This window comes from Caballeronia sp. GAWG2-1 (assembly GCF_023631405.1).
Lineage (GTDB): Bacteria > Pseudomonadota > Gammaproteobacteria > Burkholderiales > Burkholderiaceae > Caballeronia.
In genome coordinates this window covers 175,281-192,423 of sequence record NZ_JALQDD010000040.1, presented here as the reverse complement: position 1 = coordinate 192,423, position 17,143 = coordinate 175,281, and the positions used below count along the sequence as shown (strand labels likewise).

General features: G+C 62.3%; 17 protein-coding genes. 8 read left to right on the top strand and 9 right to left on the bottom strand.

From position 1 onward, the window contains the following. Positions 1–343: 343 nt before the first annotated feature. On the bottom strand, positions 344–1,030 hold the full coding sequence (locus NCR98_RS27865; protein ID WP_250527971.1) for a type 1 glutamine amidotransferase domain-containing protein: 687 nt from the start codon (positions 1,028–1,030) through the stop codon (positions 344–346). Positions 1,031–1,158: 128 nt separating this feature from the next. Beyond that, the gene (locus NCR98_RS27860; RefSeq protein ID WP_250510771.1) at positions 1,159–1,764 is read right to left on the bottom strand and encodes a TetR/AcrR family transcriptional regulator; all 606 of its coding nucleotides are present in this window, start codon (positions 1,762–1,764) and stop codon (positions 1,159–1,161) included. A 251-nt stretch (positions 1,765–2,015) separates the two neighbouring features. On the opposite strand from NCR98_RS27860, the gene flgM reads away from it, so the two are divergent. Next, positions 2,016–2,321, top strand: coding sequence for a flagellar biosynthesis anti-sigma factor FlgM (gene flgM, locus NCR98_RS27855; protein WP_244830013.1), 306 nt, complete (start codon positions 2,016–2,018; stop codon positions 2,319–2,321). 351 nt (positions 2,322–2,672) lie between these two features. Here the strand turns inward: flgM and NCR98_RS27850 are convergent, their stop codons facing one another. Then, positions 2,673–3,449, bottom strand: a complete 777-nt coding sequence (locus NCR98_RS27850) for an EAL domain-containing protein (RefSeq protein ID WP_250527970.1) — start codon at positions 3,447–3,449, stop codon at positions 2,673–2,675. A gap of 89 nt (positions 3,450–3,538) precedes the next feature. Continuing rightward, positions 3,539–4,471: a transcriptional regulator GcvA gene (gene gcvA / locus NCR98_RS27845; RefSeq protein ID WP_250527969.1), complete on the bottom strand. Its 933-nt coding sequence runs from the start codon at positions 4,469–4,471 to the stop codon at positions 3,539–3,541. Between the two features lie 108 nt (positions 4,472–4,579). Between gcvA and NCR98_RS27840 the strand changes: the two genes are divergently transcribed. The 7 genes from NCR98_RS27840 (at position 4,580) to NCR98_RS27810 (ending at position 11,580) form a co-directional block, all read left to right on the top strand. After that, positions 4,580–5,785, top strand: a complete 1,206-nt coding sequence (locus NCR98_RS27840) for an MFS transporter (protein ID WP_250527968.1) — start codon at positions 4,580–4,582, stop codon at positions 5,783–5,785. Between the two features lie 304 nt (positions 5,786–6,089). Beyond that, positions 6,090–7,391 carry a gallate dioxygenase gene (locus NCR98_RS27835; RefSeq protein ID WP_250510767.1) on the top strand — a complete coding sequence of 434 codons (1,302 nt, stop codon included), beginning with the start codon at positions 6,090–6,092 and terminating at the stop codon, positions 7,389–7,391. Positions 7,392–7,421: 30 nt separating this feature from the next. Then, positions 7,422–8,774 (top strand): MFS transporter, encoded by a 1,353-nt coding sequence (locus tag NCR98_RS27830; RefSeq protein ID WP_250468578.1) that lies wholly within the window; start codon positions 7,422–7,424, stop codon positions 8,772–8,774. A 14-nt stretch (positions 8,775–8,788) separates the two neighbouring features. Continuing rightward, positions 8,789–9,814 (top strand): amidohydrolase family protein, encoded by a 1,026-nt coding sequence (locus NCR98_RS27825; RefSeq protein WP_244830019.1) that lies wholly within the window; start codon positions 8,789–8,791, stop codon positions 9,812–9,814. Positions 9,815–9,816: 2 nt separating this feature from the next. Then, complete coding sequence (gene ligK, locus NCR98_RS27820; RefSeq protein ID WP_244830020.1) at positions 9,817–10,500, top strand: 4-carboxy-4-hydroxy-2-oxoadipate aldolase/oxaloacetate decarboxylase; 684 nt, start codon at positions 9,817–9,819, stop codon at positions 10,498–10,500. Position 10,501: 1 nt separating this feature from the next. Continuing rightward, positions 10,502–11,194, top strand: a complete 693-nt coding sequence (locus NCR98_RS27815) for a substrate-binding domain-containing protein (protein WP_250527967.1) — start codon at positions 10,502–10,504, stop codon at positions 11,192–11,194. After that, positions 11,191–11,580 carry a hypothetical protein gene (locus NCR98_RS27810; protein WP_250527966.1) on the top strand — a complete coding sequence of 130 codons (390 nt, stop codon included), beginning with the start codon at positions 11,191–11,193 and terminating at the stop codon, positions 11,578–11,580. Before NCR98_RS27815 ends, NCR98_RS27810 begins: the two co-directional genes overlap by 4 nt. Positions 11,581–11,608: 28 nt before the next feature. On the opposite strand, the gene NCR98_RS27805 is transcribed toward NCR98_RS27810, so the two are convergent. The 5 genes from NCR98_RS27805 to NCR98_RS27785 are packed head-to-tail and all read right to left on the bottom strand — an operon-like array spanning position 11,609 to position 17,051. Further along, a complete protein-coding gene (locus NCR98_RS27805; RefSeq protein ID WP_250527965.1) occupies positions 11,609–12,529 on the bottom strand; it encodes a dihydrodipicolinate synthase family protein in 921 nt (306 codons plus the stop codon). Positions 12,530–12,548: 19 nt separating this feature from the next. After that, entirely contained in the window at positions 12,549–13,505 is a 957-nt protein-coding gene (locus tag NCR98_RS27800) for an amidohydrolase family protein (protein ID WP_250527964.1), read from the bottom strand. A gap of 6 nt (positions 13,506–13,511) precedes the next feature. Further along, complete coding sequence (locus NCR98_RS27795; RefSeq protein ID WP_244830026.1) at positions 13,512–14,513, bottom strand: 4-hydroxythreonine-4-phosphate dehydrogenase PdxA; 1,002 nt, start codon at positions 14,511–14,513, stop codon at positions 13,512–13,514. A gap of 22 nt (positions 14,514–14,535) precedes the next feature. Next, a complete protein-coding gene (locus NCR98_RS27790; RefSeq protein WP_244830027.1) occupies positions 14,536–15,822 on the bottom strand; it encodes an MFS transporter in 1,287 nt (428 codons plus the stop codon). A gap of 53 nt (positions 15,823–15,875) precedes the next feature. After that, positions 15,876–17,051 (bottom strand): L-rhamnonate dehydratase, encoded by a 1,176-nt coding sequence (locus NCR98_RS27785; protein WP_244830028.1) that lies wholly within the window; start codon positions 17,049–17,051, stop codon positions 15,876–15,878. Positions 17,052–17,143 lie beyond the last annotated feature (92 nt).

The window sequence follows — 17,143 nt, the reverse complement described above, 5'->3', positions numbered from 1 at the left end:
GTAGGAAGCGTCGGGCAAGCGCCGTGACTGCGGCTGCCTCTTATATAAGAGCGTAGCCCTTAAGCGTGGCGCTGCATCGAGGAAAATGACGGCTAAATTTGCGCGTTGAATCAGAGGGTTGGAGAGAAAATTCCGCGATGAGAAACGCACCGGGGCTATGTGCAACGCGTGCATGCTGCCACGCAGCAGGATTTCTCACGACACGCGGGCTGGTTTCGTGATGTGGGATCGACGAGCTCACGCGCCCGGCGATTTGCCTATGCATCGCAAGTCCTGGCACGAGCGTGGGTTCCATGGCGCGCGGCCGCCCAATGGCCGCGCGCGCCGGTAACGTCAACGTCGGTTATTGCGCGAGCGCCGGGTGCTTCATCAACGTCGCCGCAGCGGACGACGATGAAGCCGGGTTCTGCCCGGTAATCAAAAGGCCATCGGTGACGACATAAGGTGCCCAGTCTTCGAGCTTCGAATAGATGCCGCCCTTCGCCTTGAGTTCGTCTTCAACGAGGAACGGCACGACATCGGTCAGTCCGACCGCGGCTTCCTCGGAGTTGGTGAAGCCCGTGACTCGTTTGCCTTCGACAAGCGGTGCGCCCTCCGGCGTGCGGACATGGCGCAGCACGCCAGGTGCGTGGCAGACCAGCGCGACAGGCTTGCCAGCGGCCAAGAAGGCTTCGATCAGGGCGATCGAGTTTTTGTCTTCGGCCAGGTCCCAGAGCGGACCATGACCGCCCGGATAAAACACGGTATCGAAATCGGCTTGCGAGACGAGATCGAGCTTTACCGTGCTGGCAAGCTGCGCGGTAGCCTGCGAATCGGCTTCGAAACGATGTGTCATCTCGGTCTGATTGGCCGGCTCGTTGCTCTTCGGGTCGAGCGGCGGCTGACCACCTTTAGGCGATGCCAGCACGATTTCCGCGCCCGCATCCTTGAAGGCGTAGTAGGGTGCGGCCAGCTCTTCGAGCCAGAAACCCGTCTTGCGGCCCGTGTTGCCGAGTTGGTCATGCGAGGTCAGAACCATGAGCACTTTCATGTTGCATCTCCGTGGGTGAATAAGGCGAAACCGTAAAGAAGGTTGATGGGGTTAGTAGACCAGTCGTCTAGTAAATGCTTCAAAAAGAGCACCTCTAAGGAAGTGCTGGCACCTTGCTCCCTGCTTCGTCAGGGAGCAAGTCGCAAGATCCGCTGCGTTGTCGTCGTCGCCACTTCAAACGGCTGCGTGTTGCGAACAATCTTCACCATGATGCTGGCGCCGAGCCACAGTTGATACAAGCTCTGCGCAACGCTTTGCGGATCACTTTCGATCGAAAGCGAGCCTTCCGCCACACCGATTTCGATTGCACTTGCAAGACGGCGAACGATCCCTGCCGTGCCGCGCTTCAACGTGGCGCGCATGGCCTCCGACATGTCTGCCACTTCGGCGCCGAGCTTGACCGCGAGACATTTGCCCTGGCAATCGAAGAAGGACTGGGTTTCTTGCCAGATGCTCCAGTAGTTCGTCAGCCGCTGCGCCATGCTCAGTCCGGGCTGCGCTAGCGTCTGGTCGAGGTCGTTCAGATAGTCCTCGAAATAGCTTTCCAGGAGCGCCACGCCGAACGCATCCTTGGAGCCAAAATAATGATAGAACGAGCCCTTCGGCACGCCGGCTTCCGTGAGAATCTCATTCAGGCCGACGGCGGAAAAGCCTTTGGCGCCGATCAACCGTTGACCAACGGCAATAATGTTTTCGCGGACGTCGACGGTTTCTGATGTGTTTGCGGTAGGCATGGGTGGACTTTAGCTTGAAGTAGACCAGTCGTCTAGTACTTTCGGAAATTTCTTGCCCCTCACGGACGCCAGGTCCGGTCTATGTGCGATTCCTCACACTTTGTTTCAATTTGTTGCAAATACACGGGAGGCTTAGTGGCTAAGGCTTTGCGGGCTGGACGAGGTTGCGAGGGTGTCGGCAGGCCGCCGGGCTTGGTAAAGATTTCAAGCCCCAATCCGTTAAAGAACTCAACAGACAAGGAGCCAAAGCCATGAAGATCGAATCGAACAACACGCCCGCCGCACTCCAATCCGACACCTTTCGCGTAGCAAGCAAACGCGATGTGCAGGCTACGGGCGGCGTGCAGCAAACCAGCGCGACCAACGCAACCAGCTCGAAAGTGACGTTGTCCTCGTTGTCGTCGATGCAAGTCACGGGCGGCGCGGACATCGACACGGCGAAGGTCGAATCGATCAAGGCGGCTCTGCGTGATGGAACCTACAAGATCGACTCGGGCAAGATTGCGAGCGGCATGTTGAGCACCGCAGGCGATTTGCTCAAGACGACGATGCGTTGATGGGTGGTTGAGCGGGAATGGAGCGCGGACGGCGTAGCGCAAAGCGTCGGGGGACAAAACCAAATGCCCCGTTCAAATGGCATGGCCGATTCTGCAGATTCGTAGTCGAGCGGACCGACGCGTAGCGAGCCCGACACCAATCACTCGCCTGGCGGCCCATACATCTTCGGATTTCTGTGCGGCGCCTCGACACGCTCCGAATTTGAATGATCAGTCGATGCCGGAGCTTGGGTGGCCGACCCTTCGGCTCCAACGCTATTCTCCGGCGATGCCGGCGCACCAGGCACCGCGCATCCCGCCAAAACGATTAGCAACGTCCCAAGCGCGGCTTTCAACATTTTGCACCCGGCATTAACGCACATTGGCAATCGCGGGCATCTCTTTGAACGAGGGCTTGGCGAACAAATAGCCTTGCATCAGGCTCACGCCGGCTGCTTCCAGAAAATCGCGCTCGCCTTGCGTCTCGATGCCTTCCGCGATCACGCGAATTCCCAGATCACTGCAAATCTTCAAGACCCCGGCAACGATCCGCTGACGCACGGTGTCGGTGTCGATGTCGCGCACCAATGCCATGTCGAGCTTGATCAAGTCCGGCTGAAAGTCGGCGAGCAGTGTGAGCCCTGAATAACCCGCGCCGAAATCGTCGATCGCGGTCTGAAAGCCGAACGATTTATACGCGCGGAAAATCTGCACCAGATGCGAGCGGCTAATGATGTTTTCACCTTCGATGGTTTCAAAGATGATCTTATTCACCGGGAAGCCGTGTTTTTCGGCGGCCTCGAAGGTACTGCGAATGCATGCCGCAGGCTGATAAACCGCGTTCGGCATGAAGTTGATCGACAGAAAGCTGTCCATCCCCATGCTTGCCGCCTGCTCGATTGCAGTCGTGCGGCAACGCTGATCGAAGTTATAACGGTTCGAGTCGTCGACCTGCGACAACACCGAACCCGCCGATTCGCCATTCGGCCCGCGTACGAGCGCCTCGTAGGCATAGGGACTGCCCGACTGCACGTCGACGATAGGCTGAAACGCAAAGGCCATTTCGATCTGCGCCACTTCGGGGCTATTGCAGCCACCGCAGCGAACGGGGCCGTTCGCCGGCTGTCCCGCCTCGTGAATTTTGATCATGTTTCGTTCGTCTGAAAAGTTGGTCTTTGAAGCGACCGCTTGCCATCGCGCGCCGGCCTTCAATATATCGGACGATGGGACGCGCTTCTTTAACTTCCGGCACCTCCCGCGCTCGCCATGATCCACTTCTCGAAGGAAACCACGGCGTCATCCCCGACGCGGTCTGCGTTGATCACCAGTGTGTAATCGGGCGCGCGCCACGCCGGCGCCGCGATCGGGCATACGAGTCGGCCTTCGGCGATATCGCGTCCGATCAGCGGCAACGACGCGAGCGCCACGCCGAGCCCCTCCGCTGCAGCAGCGAGTTGAAGATACGTGTGCTCGAACTCGACATGCCGGGCCGCGCGCAAGTCCGCCGCGCCCGCCTGCTTGAGCCACGACGACCAACTCGTGCGCGTGCTGGCGGAATGCAGCAGCGCGTGATGACGCAGATCCGCGACGCTTGCTATGGGACGCTGACGCAGCAGCGCGGGGCTGCACACCGGCAAGCGCACATCGGCCATCAACGAGCGCGATACGACGCCCGCGCCTTGTTCGTGACCCGAGCGTATGCCGATATCGAAGGCATCGCCGATATACCGCAACTTGCGCGACGTGGTGGACAACCTGATGTCGATATCGGGAAAGCGCGCCTGAAAGTCGGCGAGACGCGGCAGCAGCCAGCACAACGCGAAGCTTGCCAGCGCGTTCACGCGCACGATGCCGGACACGCGGCGCGTGAATTCATCGTGCCTGAGGCGCGCTGCCCCGCGTGTGAGACGTTCGAACGCGCTGCTCACGTCGTTGAGGAGCGCCGCGCCTTCATCGGTAAGCTGAACGCCGCGCGCGCGCCGCTCGAACAACGGCACGCCGAACCAGTCTTCGAGCAGCCGTATTTGCTTGCCGACCGCCCAATGAGTGACATGCAGGTCGGCCGCCGCCGCGGCGAAGCTTCCATGCCGGGCGACCGCTTCGAAATTGCGCAACGCATTGAGCGGCGGCAGCCTGTCCCGGTCCTGCGCCAGATTTGCTGGTTCGTCCATGGCGTGACTTTATCTCTCCATTGACGCGATCTTACGTCAATTGAAGGCGCCTTCCTCGAGTCATAAAATTGTCTTTTAGGCCTCGTCACGCCGTCGTCCGGGACACTCATGCGCTTTATTCCGTTTTCCTTGCCGTCTCTGCTTAAAACCGACCGGACCGCGCTTCTACCTTCGCGCGTGCTTTGGCTGTCCTGCGTCGCACACGCGCTGCACGACGGTTACACGGACATGATCTACGCGTTGCTGCCGGTGTGGCAGGCGGACTTCGGTCTGGGGTATGGCGCGCTCGCCATGCTGCGCGGCGTCTATGCCGGAACCATGGCGAGTCTCCAGATACCGGCCGGGCGTCTGGCGCAAAGGCTTGGCAGCCGGGCGACGCTTGCGCTCGGCACGTTGCTCGCAGCCGGTGGCTACGCGCTCGCGGGTATGTCGGGAAGCCTGCTCGGTTTGTGCGTGGCGTTGGCGGTATCGGGAAGCGGGTCGAGCACGCAGCATCCCATTGCATCGGGCGCGGTGTCGCGCGTCTATGGCCGCCGCGCGCGCGGCCCCTTGAGCGTCTACAACTTCTCCGGCGATCTCGGCAAATCGGCATTGCCGGCCGCAATCTCTCTTCTCGTTACGCTGATGCCCTGGCGTCACGCGCTCTGGATCATGTCGGTCCTGGGTTGCGTCGTCGCTGTATCCATTGCACTTTTCTTCCCTGTCGTACCGAGAAGCACGCCGGCCGCCGATGCGCAATCAATCGGCAACCGCGGCGGCTCAGGACGAGGTTTTTCGATGCTGCTCTCGATAGGCGTGCTCGACACCAGCGTCCGCATGGGCCTGCTGACGTTCCTGCCGTTCTTGCTGAAAGAGAAGGGCATCTCTCAACCGATGCTGGGCACGGCGCTCGCGCTGGTTTTCATCGGCGGCGCGGCCGGCAAGTTCGCCTGCGGCTGGCTCGGCGCGCGGCTGGGCGTGATCGGCACCGTGCTCGCAACCGAGGGCGGCACGGCGGCCTGCATCGTCGCGGTGATGCTCTGCCCGCTGAGCGTCGCGATGGTCTTGTTGCCGCTCCTCGGCGTGATGCTCAATGGCACCTCGTCCGTGCTCTACGGCACCGTGCCGGAACTGGCGCCACTCGACGGAGCCGAGCGGGCCTTTGCGCTTTTCTATACCGGCACCATTGCGTCGGGCGCGATCTCGCCGGTTATCTACGGTTTCCTCGGCGACCGGATCGGCGTGCACGGCGCCACGCTTGCCACGGCTCTCACGGCCATCGCCATTTTCCCGCTGGCCATCGCACTGCGCTCGCGCCTCGCGCACGAGGCCTAGATCGCGCATGTCCGTGCCGATCCGTCCGCGAACATGCGGGCGGTCGGGCGACCTTGCGTCTTCCTTCTTCGCGCATCAGTTTTATTTATCGGACGCCGCATCACGCAGCCAGCCGATCGCTCGCCCAACCCCAGCAAGCAAAGGCATCGAACGTCGTCGGACGTATCGAATCGCGCCCATCTTCATGGTTTACGCGTAGTTTCCGGCGCTGCCGCCAGCCGCTATCTTCCATTCAGTTTTCCGCACCAGACACCGCTGCCGATGGACGCGTAACGCGTCGCCCGGCACCCGAAGGAGCATCACCATGGCTCGCATCATCGGCGGCATTGCTGCCTCGCATACCCCGACCATCGGTTTCGCGTTTGACAAGAACAAGCGTGACGACCCGGTCTGGGCTCCCATCTTCGAAAACTTCGCGCCGCTCGCCACATGGCTCGAAGAGAAGCGCCCCGATGTGGTCGTGACGATCTACAACGACCACATCACGTCGTTCTTTTTCGATCACTACTCGGCTTTCGCGCTCGGCGTCGGTCCGGAATGGCGCGTCGCGGACGAGGGCGGCGGCGCGCGCGATCTGCCGCCGATCAAGGGGCATCCCGCGCTCGCGGCGCACATCGGCAACTCGCTCATGACCGACGAGTTCGATATGTCGTTCTTCCAGAACAAGCCGCTCGATCACGGCTGTTTCTCGCCGCTCTCGATGCTTACCCCGCACAAGCCCGACTGGCCGATGCAGCTGATTCCGCTGCAAATGGGCGTGCTGCAACTGCCCGTGCCGAGCGCGCGGCGTTTCTACAAGCTCGGTCAGGCGCTGCGCCGCGCCATCGAAAGTTATCCGGAAGACCTCAAGGTCGCGATCATCGCGACGGGCGGCCTGTCGCATCAGGTTCACGGCGAACGCGCGGGCTTCAACAACACGGAATGGGATCACCGCTTCCTCGATCTCTTCGAGCGCGACCCCGAGCAACTCGCCGACATGACGCTGGCCGAATACGCGGAACTCGGCGGCTTCGAAGGCGCTGAAGTGATCATGTGGCTGACCATGCGCGGCGCGCTGTCGAACAACGTCGTGTGCAAGCACCGCAGCTACTACCTTCCGTCGATGGCCGGTATCGCGACCGCCATCTACGAAGGCGAGGACAGCGAGACGAAGCCCGCGATACTCGAACGTCATCGCCAGAAGATGGCCGTGCAACTCACCGATGTCGAGAAGCTGCAAGGCACGTATCCGTTCAGCATCGAAACGGCGGTGCGGGCTTATCGCATCAACGATTATCTGCATCGCATGGTCGAGCCCGCGCATCGCGAGGCGTTCAAGGCCGACGAGGAGGCGAGCTACGAAGCAGCGGGTCTGAGCGAACAGGAGCGCGATCTTCTGCGCCGCCGCGACTGGCGCGGTCTTCTTCACTACGGCGTGATCTTTTTCATGCTCGAAAAGCTGGGCGCGGTGACGGGCATTTCTAACCTGCATATCTATGCGGCGATGCGCGGCGAAACGCTCGAGGAATTCCAGAAGACGCGCAATGCGCCCGGCGCGCTCTACTCGGTGGCGGGCAAGGGCGCGGGCAATCTCGCCTGGGACAAAGAAGAGAAGAACAAGGCTTGACGGCCAAAACGATGCAACACGGAGACGAACATGAACAGCGGTAAAACCATCGACATCAAGGGCTTCATCGACGCGCGGCCCATCTCGGCGTACCAGTGGTTGCTGGTCGCGCTGTGCTTTCTCGTCGTCGCGGCCGACGGCATGGACGTCGCCATCATGGGTTTCGTGGCGCCCTCGATCATCGGCGACTGGCACATCTCGCGGCCCGCGTTCGGACTCGTGATGAGCGCCGCGCCCATCGGACTCGTGATCGGCGCGTTGACGGCGGGACCGGCTTCGGACCGCATCGGCCGCAAGTGGGTGCTGATCACCTCGGTGTTCCTGTTCGGCGTCTTTACCATCGCGACGGCGTTCACCAATTCGCCCTCGTCGATGGCGCTCCTGCGCTTGCTGACCGGCATCGGTCTTGGCGCGGCCATGCCCAACACCACGACGCTGCTCTCCGAATACGCGCCGCAGCGCAAGCGCTCGCTGCTCATCACCATCATGTTCACGGGCTTCAACCTCGGCTCCGCGCTGATCGGCTTCGTCGCCGGCTGGCTGATTCCCGAGCACGGCTGGCGCTCGGTGCTGATCTTCGGCGGCGCGTTGCCGCTCGTGTTGATTCCGCTGCAAATCTGGCTGCTGCCCGAATCGGCGCGCCTCATGTCGGTGCGCGGCGCGACCTCGCAACGGATCGGCGCGGTGCTCGGACGTGTCTGCGGCGAGCGCTTCAAGGGCGATGAAGTCTTCGTATCGACGGAACCGCCGCTGCCGACCAAGAAGCCTATCGGCGTGCTGTTCTCGCAAGGCTATGGTTTCATGACCGCCGCGTTGTGGGTCACGTACTTCATGGGCCTGCTCGTGATCTATCTGCTGACCGGCTGGCTGCCCACCTTGATGAAGGATGCGGGTCTCACGGTTTCCGCCGCCGCCAACATCACGGCGATGTTCCAGATCGGCGGCACCATCGGCGCGATCATCGTCGGCTTCATCATGGACAAGACGCGGCCCGCGCCCGTCATCAGCGCGGCGTATCTCGGCGGCGCGGTGTGCGTGCTGGGGCTTGCGTGGATCGGCGCGTTGTCGTCGTCGCTCGCCGTGCTCGTGTTCGCCGCGGGCTTTTGCATGAGCGGCGCGCAGACCGGCCTCAACGCCTTCGCGCCGGGACGCTATCCGACCGTGGCGCGCGCCACCGGCGTGAGCTGGATGCTCGGCATGGGACGCTTCGGCAGCATCTTCGGTTCGGCCATCGGCGGCGCGCTGCTCGGTCTTGGCTGGCAATTCGGCGCGATCCTCGCGATGCTCGCCGTGCCTGCCACGCTTGCCGCCGTCGCCATCCTCGTCGCGCAGAAAACGCGCGCCGGCGAACCCGCGCCGCAAACGAACGCCGCTGCACACTAGTTTCTGGAGCAAGGATGATCATCGACATTCACGGCCACTACACCACCGCGCCCAAGGCGCTGGAAGCGTGGCGCAACCGGCAGATCGCCGGCATCAACAATCCTTCGGAGAGGCCGGCGGTTTCCGAACTGCGTATCAGCGACGACGAATTGCGCGAGTCGATCGAGAGCAATCAGCTTCGCCTGATGCGCGAACGCGGGCTCGACCTCACCATCTTCAGTCCGCGTGCGAGTTTCATGGCGCATCATATCGGCGACTTCGACGTGTCGAGCACATGGGCCGCGATCTGCAACGAGCTGTGCTTTCGCGTGAGCGAGTTGTTCCCCGATCACTTCGTCCCCGCCGCGATGCTGCCGCAAAGCCCTGGCGTCGATGTGGCGACGTGCATTCCCGAACTCGTGAAGTGCGTCGAGCAATACGGCAATGTCGCCATCAATCTGAACCCGGACCCGTCCGGCGGTCACTGGACGAGCCCGCCGCTGTCCCATCGTTATTGGTATCCCATCTACGAAAAGATGGTCGAGTACGATATTCCCGCGATGGTCCACGTGAGCACGAGTTGCAACGCGTGCTTTCACACGACCGGCGCGCATTATCTGAACGCGGACACGACCGCCTTCATGCAGTGCCTGACCTCGGACCTGTTCCGCGACTTTCCGAGCCTGCGTTTCGTGATTCCGCATGGCGGCGGCGCGGTGCCTTATCACTGGGGTCGTTTTCGCGGGCTGGCGCAGGAACTGAAAAAGCCGCTGCTCGAAGACCATTTGCTGAAGAACATTTTTTTCGATACCTGCGTGTATCACCAGCCGGGCATCGACCTGCTGACGCGCGTGATTCCCGTCGACAACATCCTCTTTGCGAGCGAGATGATAGGCGCGGTGCGCGGCATCGACCCGCAAACGGGACAGTATTTCGACGATACGAAGCGCTATGTCGAAGCCGCGCAGATCGAACCCGAAGCGCGCTACAAGATCTACGAAGGCAACGCGCGACGTGTGTATCCGCGCCTCGATACGGCGCTCAAGTCAAAGGGACGTTGAACATGGTCGAACTCGGAGTGGTTTATCGCAACATCGATCGCGCGGACGCAGAGGCCGCGACGAAACTCGGCGCGCTCGGCTCGGCGACCGTGCATGAAGCCATGGGGCGCGTCGGTCTGTTGAAGCCGTACATGCGGCCCATCTATGCGGGCGCTCAGGTGAGCGGCACGGCGGTGACGGTCCTTCTGCAACCCGGCGACAACTGGATGCTGCACGTCGCCGCCGAACAGATTCAGCCCGGCGATATCGTCGTGGCCGCCTGCACCACCGACAACACCGACGGCTTCTTCGGCGACCTGCTCGCGACGAGTTTCAAGGCGCGCGGTGCGCGTGCGCTCGTCATCGACGGCGGCGTGCGCGACGTGCGTGTGCTGACCGAAATGAACTTTCCCGTGTGGAGCCGCGCGATCTCGTCGAAGGGAACGGTCAAGGCGACGCTCGGCTCGGTCAACATTCCGGTGGTCTGCGCGGGCGCGTGGGTTACTCCCGGCGATGTGATCGTCGCCGACGACGATGGCGTGGTCGTGGTACCGGCAGCATCGGCGAGACAGGTGCTCGACAAGGCGAGCGCGCGCGAAGCGCTGGAAGAAGAGAAGCGCGACAAGCTCGCGAGCGGCGTGCTGGGTCTCGACATGTACAACATGCGCGAGCCGCTGCAACGCGCGGGCTTGCGCTACATCGACTGATATGGCAACGACGATCACCGGCATCTCGTCGATGGCGACGAAGCATCTGCTCGTCGATCTCACCCATGCTTATGCAAGCGCATTCGCGCAGCCGGTCGCGATCGAATCGACGGGCGGCGTGGCGGCGTTGCGGCGTATCGAGGAAGGCGAGGCGTTCGATATCGTCGTGCTGGCCGCGAACGCCATCGAGCGTCTTGCCGAAGCGGGACGTATCGATCCGGCGAGCCGCGTGGATATCGCGCGTTCGGGCGTGGCCGTCGCGGTGAAGGCGGGCGCGCCGCATCCTTCCATCGACGACGAAAGCGCCGTGCGTCACGCAGTGTTGGCCGCGCGCAGTATCGGCTATTCGACCGGGCCGAGCGGCGCGTATCTCATGCGGCTGTTCGAGCGCTGGGGCGTGCTTCAGGAGGTGTCGTCGCGTATCGTGCAGGCGCCGCCCGGCGTGGCCGTGGGCGGACTTATCGCGCAAGGAGAAGTGGAGCTGGGCTTTCAGCAGACGAGCGAGCTGATCGGCGTCGCGGGCATCGACGTAGTGGGTCCGTTGCCTGCGGACATTCAGACGCTCACGGTATTTCAGGGCGCCGTGTGCACGGCCGCGCGCGAACCCGTGCTCGCGCGCTCCCTTCTTGCTTACCTGAGTTCTCCGGAAGCCGGCGCTGTCATGCAACGTCATGGCATGGAAGCCGTTCGATGAGCACGCGCTTGAGCGAACGATGCAGACTTGCACTCTTCCGCCTGGCGTTGTCGGCACCAGGCGGCGTCACTTTGTTTCTGATGGCCGATGGACGAGAGAGCGCCTTGCGCATCGCGCGCGCGGCCGTCTCCATTCTTCGCGATGTGCCGGTGCATGAAGTGCGCGTACGCGAATCGCTGTCGTTTCGCGAGCTGCTTCGCGCGGGCGTCAGCGACGACCCCGATCTGCGCGTGTTCGAAGCATCGTCGAAAGACGGCAAGGTGCAAGCCTGGATCGAGCCGCCGATCTTCTTTACCGACGACGCCACCTTGCTCGGGAAGTGGGCCGAGCTGCATGCGGATCTCGCGACGGAGACCGCACGGCAGGTCATTGACCGCGCAAAGTAGGGGAGGACTTCAGGCCATTAAAGCGGCGTCAGTGCCCCCAGCGCAGCACCAGCGGGTCGAGCTTTCGCGCCACCTTGAGCAAGCCTTCGCGCACTTTAGGATGCATCGGCGCAAGCGGATGCCTCACCGCGTCCGAGCCGATCACGCCGCCTTCCTTCATCAGCGTCTTGCATGCGGCAAGCCCACACTGGCGGTTCTCGTAATTGATGAGCGGAAGCCATTGCTGATACAACTCGGCGGCTTCGTCGGTGTTGCCGGCAGCGTAGGCATCGACGATCTTGCGGATGCCGTCGGGATAGCCGCCGCCCGTCATCGCGCCGGTCGCGCCTGCATCGAAATCGGGGATCAGCGTGATCGCTTCTTCGCCATCCCACGGGCCGACGATGGCATCGCCGCCGAGTTCGATCAGCTCGCGCAGCTTCGACGCAGCCTGCGCCGTTTCGATCTTGAAGTACGACACGTTTTCGACTTCACGCGCGAGCTTCGCGAGAAAGGGCGCGGACAGCGGCGTGCCCGCGACGGGCGCATCCTGAATCATGATCGGAATGTCGATGGCGTCCGACACCTTCGCGAAGAAATCCTGAATGCCGCGCTCGCTCACGCGGATAGTCGCGCCGTGATAAGGCGGCATGACCATGACCATGGCCGCGCCCGCGTCCTGCGCCGCGCGGCTGCGTTCGGCGCAAACGCGCGAGCTGAAATGCGTCGTCGTGACGATCACCGGCACGCGGCCCGCGACATGTTCCAGCACGGTGCGCTGCACGGCATCGCGCTCTGCGTCCGTCAGCGCGAACTGCTCCGAGAAGTTCGCGAGAATGCACAAGCCGTTCGAACCGGCATCGATCATGAAGTCGATGGCGCGCTTCTGGCCTTCGAGATCGAGCTTGCCTGCGTCGTCGAAGATGGTAGGCGCGACGGGGAACACGCCGCGATAAAGGGGAGCTGCCATTGATTGTTGTCTCCTGGATTTAGATGCGATAGAGGGCGCTGGCATTGTCGTGGAAAAGGGCCAGTCTTTCCGCGGGCGTTCGGTGCGCGACCATCGCCTTGAAGCCGCCGAAAAGATTGTCCAGCGAAACGACAAGGCTATCCACCGGAAAATTACTCGCGAACATGCAGCGCTCGACGCCGAAGCTCGCGATGGCCTCGCAGACCACCGGCCCGTTGCGCTCCACGCTCCAGTTTATCCCCGCTTCGCCGATGCCGGATATCTTGAGCCACACGTTGGGCCAGCGCGCGAGCGTATCGAGCGCGGCGCGCCATGCGCGCAACGCCTCCTCGCTGCGATCGGCCGGTAAGCCCGTGTGATTCACGATGATCTTCACATCGGGAAAGTCGCGCGCAAGTTCGGCCGCTTCCGCGAAATGCCACCACGGAGCCTGCAGTTCGAACATCAGATCATATGCCGCGAGCAGCGCGTAACCACGCCGCCATCGTTCGCAGCGCATGGAACCCGCTGCCGAGAAATCCGCGCGATGCTCCGCGCGCGGCACGGTCTTGGGCTTATGACGCACGCTGCGCACGAGCGGCAAACCACGATATCCATCAAGCACCGCGCGCACGTCTTCGCGATCCAGCCAGATTTGCCCGGCCATTGCATTGGGCAGGCCGGTGCGCGCGTTGAGCGCGCTCGCCCAGCGCGCTTCGCCGAGCGGATCGCGCGCGTCCCATTCGCCTTCCATCATCACCGTCTTGACCACGCGATGACTCGCCGCCTGCGCAAAGTAATCGTCGGGCAGGAAGTCATGGCAGATGGCCGCGTAATCGCCATAACGGAACGGAATGCGCGGCAGATCGCGCAGCCACGGATGATAGTTGTTCGCGAGGTCCCAGAAATGATGATGCGCATCGACGACAGGCAGGTCGGCATCGTCGCCGCTTTGCAGGAAGCGCTCGCGCAAGGCATCGATATGGGCGTGCATCATGGGCTCTTAGCTCACGCGGTCTTGTGCCATGCGCACGAGAATATCAAATGCCTTCTGTGTAGCGCCAACATCGGCGGAACCCTTGCCGTGGATATCGAACGCGGTGCCGTGCGCGGGCGTCGCGATGGGCACAGGCAAGCCGCCGTGCACCGTGACGCCGCGCCAGAAGCCCATGAGCTTCATCGCGATCTGGCCTTGGTCGTGATACATGGTGACGACGCCATCGAAGACCTTTTGGTCGCGTGCACGCACGAAGATGGTGTCGGCGGGAAAGGGGCCTTGCGCATCGTAACCGAGCGCGCGTGCATGCTCCACGGCCGGCGTGATGACATCGATCTCTTCGCGGCCGAATGCGCCGTTGTCGCCGTTGTGCGGATTGAAGCCGCAGACCGCGATACGAGGCGCCGCGATGCCCGCGCGTTTGAGTCCGTCGTGAATCAACTGCACCGCGCCGACTATGCGTTCGTCAGAAAGCCGCGCGCTCACGTCCTTCAATGCAATGTGGGACGTGACGCGCGAGGTCCACAGTTCATCGAGCACGTTGAATTCGCAAAATGCGCCGGCATAGTCGAGCTGATGCGCGAACCATTCCATCTCGTCGTTCGTGTCCATGCCCGCCATGTGCAGCGAGGTCTTGTTGACGGGCGCGAACAACATGGCGTTGGTGCGGTTCGCGCGCGTCAGTTGCAGGGCTTGTTTGAACGCTTCCAGGCTGTAGCGTCCGCCGCGTTCCGTGGATACGGCGGGCTCGTAAGGCGCGTCGTCGGGCAGGCGGAAGTCGATGAGCGAAGGCACGTCGGTATCGCGCGCGGCGGCGGCTTCATCGTTCACCACGGTGTAATCGAAACGTTGCCGCGCGATCTCCATGCCGCGATCGAGTTCGCGCCGGTCGCCGATGATGAGCAGATCGGCACGCTTGCGATTTTCCGGCCGTGCAACGAGACGCGCGATGAGTTCGGGGCCGATGCCGGCGGGGTCGCCGAGAAGGACAGCAATGCGAGGTTTCATGACGGATCAACCTTTGAGTTTTTTAGCGGGTACGGCGCAGATCGATGGCGATCGAGCCGAAGATATACACCAGCGCGCAGGCACTGTAGAAATGCAGCACCGTATCGAACGAACCGGTTCGCTGCAGGATGAAACCGGTGATGAGCGGAATCGAGATGCCGCCGACGCTGCCCGCGCAGTTCATGCATGCACCGAGCAGACCGACGCGCCCCGGCGTCGCGAGCAACGAAGGCAGGCTCCAGTAGAGACTACCCCACATCAGCAAGAACGACGCTGCGCACAGCACCGCGACCGCACTCACCGGCGACTGAATGGTCGGCAGCGCGGCGAATACGGCAAGCGTCGTGATGCCCGACAGCGCGATCATGCTTTTGACCACCTTGCCGCGCGAGAAGCCGTGCGTGCAAAGTGCATCGCAGAGAAAGCCGCCCGACAGCGAGCCCAAAGCGCCGGAAAAGAAGATGAAGAACGTGGCCGCGCCGATCTGCGAAAGACTCAAGCCGCGTGCTTGCGTCAGATAGCTCGGTCCCCACGTGATGAGCCCGAAGAAGATCATCGCCCAGCTCATGCGGCCTACGCACATGGCGATGGTCGAGCGCAGCGGCAAGGGTTCCTCGGCGATGACGCTCGCGGCGACCGGGGCCGCGCCGTCACGAATTCGCGCGAGTTCCGCGCCATTCACGAAGGGATGCTTCGCGGGATCGTCGCGCAGATAACGCCATGCGAGCCAGCCCGCCGCGATGGTCGCGATGCCCGCCACGACGAACGCCATGCGCCACGAGCCGAACGCGAGGATGAGATTGGAGATTGCAAGCCCGCCGATGGCCGCGCCCAATGGCGAGCCCGCATCCATCAATACGGCGCCGCGACCGCGCTCTTTCTTCGAGAGCCACAATGCATTGAGCTTGCTGCCGGCGGGAAAGAGCGGTGCTTCGGCGCCGCCCAGACCCACACGCAGGAACAGCATCGACAGACCGCCGCCGGCAGCGCCCATCAAGGTCTGGAAAATGCCCCACAACACCGTCGCGCCCGCGATGATCTTGCGCGGACCGTAGCGGTCGATGAGCCATCCGCCCGGTATCTGCAACAGCGCATACGACCAGAAGAAGCTCGACAGGATCAGCCCCTGCATGGCGGGCGAGAGCGCGTATTCCTTGGCGATGGTGGGCATCGCGATGGAAAGCGAGATGCGATCGACGAGATTGATCAGTGTGATGAGAAACACCACGCCAAAGATGCGCCAGCGCACGCTCGTCGCGCGCTCCGACGTAACCGCGTCGAGCGCGGGCGCTTCTATTCTGCTTTCCATTGCGTGTCTCCAATCCTTGATGTCGAGGGCTGCATTGGCCCATCGTTCATGCGTTATTCGATGATGTTGAAGTCATCCAGATACTTGTCCGAGAGCGTGATGCCGAGGCCCGGCGTTTCATCGGAGAGTTGCAGATAGCCGTTCTCCGGTTGCGGTTCACCGTCGAAGATGTAGTAGAAAAGCTCGTTGCCCACTTCCACGTCGTAGACCGGGAAGAACTCGGACATGGGGCTCGCCACGCTCGACATGGTGAGGTGATAGTTGTGCATCTGTCCGGCATGCGGAATGACCGGCACGGACCACGCCTCGGCCATTGCGTTGATCTTGCGCGCCGCCGTGATGCCGCCCACGCGATTCGTGTCGTACTGAATGACGTCCACGGCGCGGCGTTCGAGCAGGTCCTTGAAGCCGTAGATGGTGAACTCGTGTTCGCCGCCCGAGATCGGGATGACGTTCATCTTCTTCAGTTCCTGATAGCCCTCGATATCGTCGCCGATGACCGGTTCTTCCAGCCAGCGCGGATTGAATTCGGCCAGGCGCGGCAACATTCTGCGTGCGTATTCGAGCGTCCAGCCCATATAGCATTCGACCATGATGTCGATGTCGTCGCCCGCGAGTTCACGCAAGAGACGCAACTGTTCGACGTTCTTCGCCATGCCGCTTGGGCCGTCTTTCGGGCCGTAGCCGAAGCGCATCTTCATTGCGGTGAAGCCGTCGTCGAGATAGCTCTTTGCTTCGGCGAGAAACACGTCGCGGTCGTCGTTGTTGTAGAGCTTCGAGGCATAGCACCAGATCTTTTCCTTGGTACGTCCGCCGAGCAGTTTGAAGACGGGCTTCTTCACCGCCTTGCCCATGATGTCCCACAAGGCGATATCGACAGCCGAGATCGCCGCCATGCCAATACCCTTGCGCCCCCAGGCAAGCGTGCGCCGATACATCTTCTGCCAGATGTATTCGTGATCGAACGGGTCTTCGCCAATGGCGATAGGCGCGAGATATTCGTCGACGATCTGCTTGGCCACGCGCGGCGCAAGCGCGCAATTGCCGATGCCGATGGTGCCGTCGTCGCACTCCACTTCGACCACGAGCCATTGGTGAAAGCGGAACGAGCCCATGGCGTCGCCGCGTTCGTAGAGAATGTCCACGGCATTCGTGCAGAAGTGCGCTTGCGGCGGCACGACCTTGCCTTTCCATTCGAATACGCGTGCACGGATATGCTTGATCTTCATCGCGAATGTCTCCTTCTTGTTTGATGGAAGGCCGCGCGAGGAAGGGTTTGCGCGGCTGTTTCGGGTGACGCTAGTGTGCGAAACTGCGCGAT

Coding starts and splice junctions, on each gene's coding strand:
- NCR98_RS27865 (WP_250527971.1), bottom strand. CDS start 1,030: ATGAAAGTGCTCATGGTTCTGACCTCGCATGACCAACTCGGCAACACG.
- NCR98_RS27860 (WP_250510771.1), bottom strand. CDS start 1,764: ATGCCTACCGCAAACACATCAGAAACCGTCGACGTCCGCGAAAACATT.
- flgM (WP_244830013.1), top strand. CDS start 2,016: ATGAAGATCGAATCGAACAACACGCCCGCCGCACTCCAATCCGACACC.
- NCR98_RS27850 (WP_250527970.1), bottom strand. CDS start 3,449: ATGATCAAAATTCACGAGGCGGGACAGCCGGCGAACGGCCCCGTTCGC.
- gcvA (WP_250527969.1), bottom strand. CDS start 4,471: ATGGACGAACCAGCAAATCTGGCGCAGGACCGGGACAGGCTGCCGCCG.
- NCR98_RS27840 (WP_250527968.1), top strand. CDS start 4,580: ATGCGCTTTATTCCGTTTTCCTTGCCGTCTCTGCTTAAAACCGACCGG.
- NCR98_RS27835 (WP_250510767.1), top strand. CDS start 6,090: ATGGCTCGCATCATCGGCGGCATTGCTGCCTCGCATACCCCGACCATC.
- NCR98_RS27830 (WP_250468578.1), top strand. CDS start 7,422: ATGAACAGCGGTAAAACCATCGACATCAAGGGCTTCATCGACGCGCGG.
- NCR98_RS27825 (WP_244830019.1), top strand. CDS start 8,789: ATGATCATCGACATTCACGGCCACTACACCACCGCGCCCAAGGCGCTG.
- ligK (WP_244830020.1), top strand. CDS start 9,817: ATGGTCGAACTCGGAGTGGTTTATCGCAACATCGATCGCGCGGACGCA.
- NCR98_RS27815 (WP_250527967.1), top strand. CDS start 10,502: ATGGCAACGACGATCACCGGCATCTCGTCGATGGCGACGAAGCATCTG.
- NCR98_RS27810 (WP_250527966.1), top strand. CDS start 11,191: ATGAGCACGCGCTTGAGCGAACGATGCAGACTTGCACTCTTCCGCCTG.
- NCR98_RS27805 (WP_250527965.1), bottom strand. CDS start 12,529: ATGGCAGCTCCCCTTTATCGCGGCGTGTTCCCCGTCGCGCCTACCATC.
- NCR98_RS27800 (WP_250527964.1), bottom strand. CDS start 13,505: ATGATGCACGCCCATATCGATGCCTTGCGCGAGCGCTTCCTGCAAAGC.
- NCR98_RS27795 (WP_244830026.1), bottom strand. CDS start 14,513: ATGAAACCTCGCATTGCTGTCCTTCTCGGCGACCCCGCCGGCATCGGC.
- NCR98_RS27790 (WP_244830027.1), bottom strand. CDS start 15,822: ATGGAAAGCAGAATAGAAGCGCCCGCGCTCGACGCGGTTACGTCGGAG.
- NCR98_RS27785 (WP_244830028.1), bottom strand. CDS start 17,051: ATGAAGATCAAGCATATCCGTGCACGCGTATTCGAATGGAAAGGCAAG.